Source organism: Paenibacillus sp. 598K (assembly GCF_003851045.1).
Lineage (GTDB): Bacteria > Bacillota > Bacilli > Paenibacillales > Paenibacillaceae > Paenibacillus_D.
The window spans coordinates 45,183-53,515 of record NZ_BFBX01000115.1 but is presented as its reverse complement, the minus strand read 5'-3'; the positions used below and the strand labels follow the sequence as shown (position 1 = coordinate 53,515).

The following is an 8,333-nucleotide window of genomic DNA, read 5'->3' as shown; positions in this document are numbered from 1 at the left end:
GTCTAGCGCCTGCTCTGCCGCCTCGGCGAAGCGGCGCAAGCCCCGGTCGAGCCGCTCGACCATCGCTGCAGAGGCTCCCTTCTGCGGCGCGAAGACGTGGGCCGCTCCCTCCGGGCCATAGAGCGGGTTGTCGACATCGCAAGCGACGCGGAAGGTACAGCTCGCCAGCTCAGGCAGCCCGTCGGAGCGCTCGATGCGGACGATTCCCTCTAACGCGCTGCCGCCTTCGCCGACCGAGCCCCCGTTTGCATCCAGGAAGCGGTAGCCGAGCGCTTGCAGCATGCCGATGCCGGCATCGCTGGTGGCGCTGCCGCCCAGTCCGATGACGAAGTCGCGGCAGCCCTCGCGGATCGCGTCTGCGATCAGCTCGCCGACGCCGCGCGTCGTCGTGCGCGACGGGTCGCGTCGATCTCTTGGCACGAGCGGCAGACCGCATGCAGCGGCGACCTCGATGATAGCGGTCCGACCGTCGCCGGCGATGCCGTAGACCGCCTCGACCGGGTGACCGAGCGGGCCGGTCACCGATACGGTGCGCAATCGGCCGCCGCTGCCTTGGGTGAGCGCTTCGACCGTTCCTTCGCCGCCGTCAGCCAGCGGCAGCACGACAGTGTGCGCGTCCGGGTAGACGGCGCGAATGCCTGCGGCGACCGCTTCGCCGCTCTCCGATGAGGAGAGACTCCCCTTGAAGGAATCGATGGCGATGACAACCTTCATCCAGATGACCTCCTAATGTCCGATATTGACGTAGTAGACGCCAGTAGTTTTATTATAAACGAAGTTCGAGCGTCAGCGGATTGGTCGGCATGCCAAAGATGGCGCGTCTGCTCTGGTCCGCAGACCAATAGTCGATGTAAGGGCGGCAGGTGTCTTGCAAGTAACCGTTGCAGCGTTCACGTCTGTATGGGCGTTCCCTTTTGATCCCGGCGCACTCCGGGCGATCTGCGGCATGACGGTGGTCGGACGACTACGTCTGCGCGCAGCTCCCAGCACGCGGCTTCTCCCCCTGCTGACATGAAAAAGGCCCATCCATCTGCGATGGACGAGCTTAATCAGTCGGACCGAGTGCCATCAAGCAGCAACGCGATGTACAGCTCAACGGAGTCGACGTAGCGGCGGGGGTCGAGACCGGTCTTGCGGGAGATTTTGTCTAGGCGATATTGCAGCGTGTTTTTGTGCAGGAACAGCGCTTCTGCCGCAGCTTTGAGCGATAGCCCATGCGCCTGGTAGACGCGGAGCGTATCGCGCTCCTCCGCATTCAACGCGCCGAGTCGTTGCTCCGCGTAGTCGCGGCGCTGCGCCTGCGGCAGCTGCGAGAGCAGCAGGTCCAGGCCGAGCTTGCGGAATTCGCAGACGGCACTCTCGTCGTTGCGAGCTTGCTGCAGAGCCAGCTGCGCATGACGGTAGGAGAGCGAGAGCTCGCCCCACGGCTGCAGGCTACCGATACCGGCTTGCAGTCCATATCCTGCCGCCAACTCTCGGAGGTGCCGTAGCATCCCCTCATAACCGTCCTCGGGCAGAAGGATGGCATAGCGATCCGGGAACAGGTAGGCGTAGAGCGGCGTCTTGGCCGCCGCCAACAGCCCGTCCATCCATGGTGCTGCGCTGCGCACCGTCGATTCTCGCATCTGCGCCCGTTCACTCCTTGCTTCACCATCCCCCACCACGCCCCGGGTCTCCACCTCGCTCCGCAGCGCCACCACCAACACGCACGCCTGCCCCTGCATGGGCAGCCCGTACCGCTCCAGCAGCTCGGACAGCGACGCCGCGTCGCGCCCCTCGCCGAATAGCAGACGCCGCACCGCTGCATGCCGCTCGTCGTCCGCGCTCTGGCGCGTCTCCGAGAGGCGCTGCTCCCGGATCAGCAGCTCGGCGATCTTGGTCAGCAGGTTGGCGAGCGGTCGGCACTCCCGGGCATCGCCGGCGATGCCGATGACGCCGAGCGGCTCGCCGTCGACGATGACCGGACAGTTGATCCCCGGCCGCGAGCCCTCGTAGAGCGTCGTCGCATCGACCTCTACGATCTCGCCCAGGGCGAGCGCCTCGAGCGCCGCCGCATGGCGCGTGCCGATCCGCTCGGGCGTCGTGCTGGCGACGATGATGCCGTCAGTGCGGATGAAGTTGACCTCATGCCGGATCACCTCCTTGGCCGCTTCGACGATCCGAAGCGCGAGCGCTTCGCTGATCCTGTCGTAGTCTGCCATCGTTTCCCCTCCGCCCTTTGTAAGTTCTGCCTAGTATACAACAAAAACAAGCCTCGCGTCTCCGTAGAGAGGCGAGGCTTGTCCGCAGCTTCCATCATGCGCCCTGGCAATGCAAGATCAGGGCTGGGAGAAGCCAAAATATTCGTACAGCGCATCCACGATAGCTTGCGCGATCTTCTGCTGCATCTCCTCGGTGAACAGCGCGGCTTCCTCGGTCGGATTGGAGATAAAGCCTGACTCCAGCAGGACCGAGATCATCTGCGTATCCCGCAGCACCTTGAAGCTGGCTTTTTTGACGCCGCGATCCTTGAAGCCTGTCGCCTTGAGCAGATGCTTGTGCATCACTTGTGTGAATGCTTTGCTCGCTTCTTCATAATAGTACGATTCGGTTCCGCTCGCGGACGGCGAGTTTTCCACCGAGTTGGCGTGTACAGAGATGAAGGCGTCGGCACCCAGCCGATTGGCGATCGGGCCGCGCTCGCCCAGCTCGATGAACGTATCGTTATCGCGCGTCAGGACGACCTCCATGTTCGGATCGTTCTGCAGCAGCGCCTGGACCTTGAGGACGACGGACAGGTTGAAGCCCTTCTCCTGGGTTTTGGAGTATCCGATCGTACCCGGGTCCTTGCCGCCGTGTCCGGCATCGAGGACGATCAGCTTCTTGCCGGACGAGACCGGCGGAAACTCGGGATCGATCACAGGCGGCGTCTCTGATCCGTTGCCCGGCGTGACGGTGCTGCCATCCGTGCCCGGGATAGTCCCATCCGTACCTGGCAAAGTCCCGTCTGTACCCGGGATGCCCGGAGCGGTCTCGCCCCCAGTAGCCGGATCAGGCGTCGTGCCGCCGAGCAGCTCGACGATGACTTCATTGCCTGCGCCGCGCGACACCTGATACGGCGTGGCGCTGCTGAGGTCCATGACGATGCGTACCGTCGACGGGTTGCTGCTGAACAGAGCGTAGCGCACATTGGCGATCTCGGGCGCACTGGCGGTGGTGACGACGCCCTTCTGGCCGGCTCGCTCCTCGAGCGTGCGCGACAGGCTTGTCCCTGGCAGATCGATGACGATCCGGTCCGGACCGCTCATCGTGAATACCTTCGGCTCCACCTTGCCGCCGACGGCGATCGTCAGCTGCCGACCGTCCACCCGGATCTCGTCCACCGTGATACTAGGCGTCTCGACGACTGGCGGAGCCGGGCGATTGACTATGGCAGTCTTCGTCGCAGCGTGCCATTGCACGTTCATGCCCATCTGTTCGCTGACGAAGCGGAGCGGCACGCTGGTGACGCCTTTCTTGAGCGCTGGCGCTGCCAGCAGCTGCTTTTCCTCGCCGTCGACATAGGCGGTCTTGCTGTCGATGGTCAGCCGGATCAGCCGACTCCCGTCCGTGATGTCGATGCCGCGGGTGGCTCCGTCCCAGTTGACCCGGAAGCCGAGGTTCTCCGTGACGACGCGGATCGGGATGATGACATTGCCGTCCTTGATCTCGACGCTAGCGCCTCCGGACAGCTCGAGCTTCTTGCCGTCCACGACGATCGATGGCTCGGATGCGGCTTGTACGATCGTGGGGAAGAGCGCCAAGACGCAGGCCAGCATCGCGAGCAGACCGATGTGTTTCCATGCTACACGCATACCTACATAATCCTCCGTTCCTTCTTGCTTTTAGTCTTGCTCCTATGTACATGCAGTTAACAGATTAGACGCCAATAATCGCCAAATGTTGCGGCGGGGCAAAACAGCAAAGCGCCGCAACCGACAACGGAAGATAAAGGAAAACACGAATATGTCTCTATTCTAGCGGATTTTGCGAGAGAAAGGGAGAGTTTTATGAAGTTTTTTTAATGTAGAACGGAGGAATGTCGAATCGTCAGAGGGGGAGCGCATCAGGACTTGCTCCAGATGCGCGTGTTGAGGTCGAAATGCTCGATCAGCGAGAAGAAAAACAGCAGCTCCTCATAGATCTGCTCCAGCTGCTGCTGGGTCGTTCGTCGGACGGACGGCTCGAAGAAGCTGGCGCGAGTAGAGATGGCGACGTACATCCGCGAACCGACGAAGGCAAACTCGACCTTCTCGTCGTGCCAGGACTTGAACGCGAGCACGCGCTCGATGAAGTTCGGCGAGAGCAGATAACGCGCCTCGACCTCATCCGAGGTGTTCGTGTCGAAGTGGCGATTGAACTCGGGGTGCTCCAGATCGATATTGACCATCTTCGTCTTGGCGAATAGATTGGTGAGATTGTTGCTCAGCTTGTTGAAGAAGCCGCTCGTGCCCATCCAGCCGTTGGCGAGCAGCAACGTGATGCCCTGGAAGGACTTGTGGAAGTCGGCGACGAACAATACGCCCTCGAATACCGTGACATGCCGGGTACTCGTCGGCCCCTTGCTTCTGTTGCTGTGCTCGATCCGCACCAGCTCCAGCTCGGAGAGCTCGAAGTCGGTGAGGCCAAGCCTGCCCTGGATCAGGTCTTCGCCGGACACCTCATCGATCCGCTCGTTGAAGAGCAGACAGTTGTCGATGTGGGCATCGCTGATCCGGGCGTCCGGGTGATAGGTCCATGTATACCTGTATGCCGGCGTCTCCTCCGGCAAGCGGCACAGCTCGACCAGCTCTCGCACGGCGCCTCTGACGATCAACTGCTTGAAGTGCTCGCGATAGGCGGCATAGTGACGGCGCATGCGTACGACCATGACGATGGCCGCGACGGCTGCGACTACGCCGGTCACGGCGACTACCTCGGGCATTCCCGTCAGCAGGCTGGCTGCCGTACCGACGATCGCCGCGAGGATCGTCAGGATGCCGTTGCGGAAGGTGAGGAGGTAGGCGAGGCGCTCTCGCTCCAGCTCCGGCAGGCGGCTGTGAAGCGCCGCGACGACGTCTATCTTGGCCGGGAACATCGGTTAACCCCGCAGGATGGAACGCAGATCGACGTCTTGCTTTTTGGCCGCGGCGACCTCCAGCAGCTCCTTGCGACGGAAATTCATCATCCCTGCCAGCAGATTGAGCGGGAACATCTCGATCAGCGTGTTGTACCGGGTGACGCGAGCGTTGAAGGTGCGTCGGCTCGCCGACAGCTTCTCCTCCAGATCGTTGATCGTCTTCTGCAGATGGACGTAGTTGGCGCTTGCTTGCAGCTGCGGGTACGCCTCGGCTTGCAGCCGCAGTCCGCCAGCGAGTTGCTCCATCTCCCGATAGATCTGGATCTTGTCCTCGTCGGAGCGGGCGACGATCGCTTGGTTGCGCAGCGAGGTGACGGCCATGAGCGTCTCCCGCTCGTGATCCGTATAGGCGGATACCGCTTCGGCGGCTTTGCTGAGCGCGTCGAAGCGTTGCTCCAGGAAGACGTCGATCGCGGCGAACGCCTCCCGCACCTTGTTGCGGGCCGAGACAAGCGTATTATAAATGACGATAATGCCGAGCAGCGCGACGATAGCAACTGACAATGCAATAATCATTATGCTCGTAGCCTCCTTCAGTTCGATCCGATCGATCGATGCGTATACCTTACATACGTCTGAAGGCGGCAAAGGTTACATGAAGCGCTTAGCGGGCGTAGACTTTGCGTTGATGGAAGGAGAGGGAGCGGTAGCGGGCGGCGAGCTGGCGCAAGCGTGCAGGCGAGAGCTCGGAGGGGCGAAGGGAGAGGCTGCGATTGCGCGCGGGCTTCAGTATCTGTCGTCCGGGACTGCTGGAGAGGTGGTAGTTGGCATAGGTCTCGAACTCGGAGAAGGCGAACTGCTTGTTGAGATTCATGCTGCCAAGGATCGCCCGATACCAGCTCTTGCCGTGACGGGCCTCGATCGTCTGCTTGAGCCGACGGACCTTGGCAGTCTCGAACAGCATATAATGGGTGACGAACGAGGTGCGCGCCGGCTCGCGGCCGAGCAGCTTGCGGTAGGTAGCGAAGTATTCGGGCTGGCTCCAGTTGCGCGTGTAGAAGATCGTCTTGCCCTTCGGCGTCAGGAAACGGTGCGGTCGGATGAGGATCGTATCCGCATCGATGACGAGGTAGTGAGAGGCGGACACCAGCTTGGCGCCCCCAAGCTTGAGGAGCTGCTGGTATAGCCAGCCGGAGCGCTCCCAGCGGGCCGACCGGTAGCGGATATCGCTCTTGGTGATCGGCAGCACGCTCCGTTCGTTGATGAAGGAGCAGCGCCGGTCGGCGCATAGCTTGCGCATGCGCGGGGTGTCCGGGGCGACGATGAGGATGCGCCCGATCGGGTGCCGGACCATTGTCCGCACGCTGTCGATCACGCGCGGCAGCGTGCCCAGATCTTTTTCTATTGCGGGGATCAGCACATCAATCGCAGGCAGCGGCACACTCTCACCTCCATAGGATCTAATAGATAGTCTCAGAGAGCAACATATGCTGGCGCCGCAGCAGAGGTGAGCAAAATAGTCGGCTATCCAATGTCCAGCGCATCTGCGCTGAGAGACTTGTCAAAAATGGAGACGCGGTTGCGTCCGCTCCGTTTGGCCGCGTAGAGCGCCTGATCCGCTTGGGCGATCAACTGAGGGAGCTCTTGCTCGCTCGTGCGAGAGCAGATGCCAAAGCTGGCGGTCATCGGCAACGAGCCGTCTGCGAGAGGCAGCGGCGTCGTCTCGATCGCGGCCCGCAGCCGCTCGGCCAGCAGGGCAGCGCCCTCGGGCGGGATGTCCGCGACGGCCAGCACGAACTCTTCGCCGCCGTATCGAGCGAACAGGTCGCCGCTTCGCAGCAAGCCTCGGCACACAGCGGCGACATGGCGCAGCGCCGCATCGCCGACATCATGACCATGGCCGTCATTGATCTGCTTGAAGCGATCGATGTCGAGCAGGATGACCGTGTAAGGCGCATCCGTTGCTATCGCATCGGCGAGTCTGCGGGAGGCCAGCTCCACGAAGTGCGAGCGGTTATACAGCTCGGTCAAGCCGTCGATGGTCGCCATCCGCTGCAGCTTATCGTGCAGCGATGTCTGCTCGGTGACGTCGATGAAGATAATCGTCCGACCGATCAATTGGCGATGTCGGTTCAAGAGCGGCGATACCCGCACCTGATAATGACGGGTCTGTCCCTGCACGATGCGCTGCAGCTTGTGCTCCTGCGGCTCCAGAGCCGCGGGATCGTCCGCGTCCGGGATCGACTGCTCGATGTCGGGCACGACCAGGATCGAGACGGGCTTGCCGATCGCCCCATCTCCCAGTCCCGGCAGCAGACGAGCGGCCGAGCGGTTGAAGTCGCCGATCCGGCCATCCCGGTCGAGCACGAGCACGGCGTCGCGCATATTCTCGAATACCCGCTCGCGGGCAATCGGCGACACCCGCAGCATGCCGGTGGAGAGGATCGCAAAGATATACAGCGTCGAGGTGACACTCATAATGATCGGCACGGGGTCCATTCCCTTGGGTGTCAGGCCGAGCAGATAGACGAGCGCGCCCAGCATCGGGATATAGAGGGAGGCTAGCACTGTCGCCATCTGCAGCCGATACGTGCGCCGCCAGTGCCGGATCAGGACGACGCCGCCAGCGAGCAGGCAAGCGAAGGTGAAGCTGCCGTGCACGATGTACCATCGGCCGATGACGACTTCGATCATCAGCGTCTCCGTATCCGTACGCGGGAAGATGGCTTGATAGAACAAGCCGTGCAGATCGTTGGTCGCGACCATCACGCTGGTGATGACAGGTATGGCGAAGAGAGCGGTCTGCACCCGCCGGGTGAGATGGCGCTCGAGATTGACATAGTGGAAGGCTAGCATGAGTGAGCACGGGGCGATATAAGGCATGCCCAGGTATTCGACGGCGATCCACAGCTTGGCCTCGGCGAGCGATTCGCTGGCGAGCTCGAACGCGAAGCCGAAGGCATAGATGCTGCTGAAGAAGCACATCCAGACGAAGGTGCGGATACCGGTAAATTGCGTTTTGACGGAGAGCGCGTAAATGACCAGCAGCAAATGAAGCACGCCGGATATCGAAACGATGACAATGTAGTTTTGAATTGCCGAATCCATGGCTCGCACCGCTCCATCGCAATAGAAATGGCCAAACGTGTGCGGACAGCCTGTAAGCAGGCGGTCCCTGTCCGTTCGGGATGTGTCTATGGTATCACAATTGTCCGGGACGAGGAAGAACAGACTGGCGAACAGTGGGGGAATTTGT

Annotated in this window: 7 protein-coding genes; all 7 read right to left on the bottom strand. The window is 61.7% G+C overall.

Going from position 1 to position 8,333, the window contains the following annotated elements:
* A partial coding sequence (locus tag PA598K_RS38305) for a glycerate kinase (protein ID WP_260405651.1) occupies positions 1-714 on the bottom strand: 714 nt, incomplete at its 3' end.
* A gap of 335 nt (positions 715-1,049) precedes the next feature.
* Positions 1,050-2,201 carry a CdaR family transcriptional regulator gene (locus PA598K_RS27960; RefSeq protein ID WP_128660092.1) on the bottom strand — a complete coding sequence of 384 codons (1,152 nt, stop codon included), beginning with the start codon at positions 2,199-2,201 and terminating at the stop codon, positions 1,050-1,052.
* A gap of 117 nt (positions 2,202-2,318) precedes the next feature.
* Positions 2,319-3,833, bottom strand: a complete 1,515-nt coding sequence (locus tag PA598K_RS27955) for an N-acetylmuramoyl-L-alanine amidase (RefSeq protein ID WP_128660091.1) — start codon at positions 3,831-3,833, stop codon at positions 2,319-2,321.
* 251 nt (positions 3,834-4,084) lie between these two features.
* Positions 4,085-5,095 carry a DUF3137 domain-containing protein gene (locus PA598K_RS27950; RefSeq protein ID WP_128660090.1) on the bottom strand — a complete coding sequence of 337 codons (1,011 nt, stop codon included), beginning with the start codon at positions 5,093-5,095 and terminating at the stop codon, positions 4,085-4,087.
* 3 nt (positions 5,096-5,098) lie between these two features.
* Entirely contained in the window at positions 5,099-5,653 is a 555-nt protein-coding gene (locus PA598K_RS27945; protein ID WP_128660089.1) for a LemA family protein, read from the bottom strand.
* Between the two features lie 88 nt (positions 5,654-5,741).
* Positions 5,742-6,518, bottom strand: a complete 777-nt coding sequence (locus PA598K_RS27940; RefSeq protein ID WP_128660088.1) for a DUF6492 family protein — start codon at positions 6,516-6,518, stop codon at positions 5,742-5,744.
* Between the two features lie 83 nt (positions 6,519-6,601).
* Positions 6,602-8,185: a histidine kinase N-terminal 7TM domain-containing diguanylate cyclase gene (locus tag PA598K_RS27935; RefSeq protein ID WP_128660087.1), complete on the bottom strand. Its 1,584-nt coding sequence runs from the start codon at positions 8,183-8,185 to the stop codon at positions 6,602-6,604.
* Between the last annotated feature and the right edge of the window lie 148 nt (positions 8,186-8,333).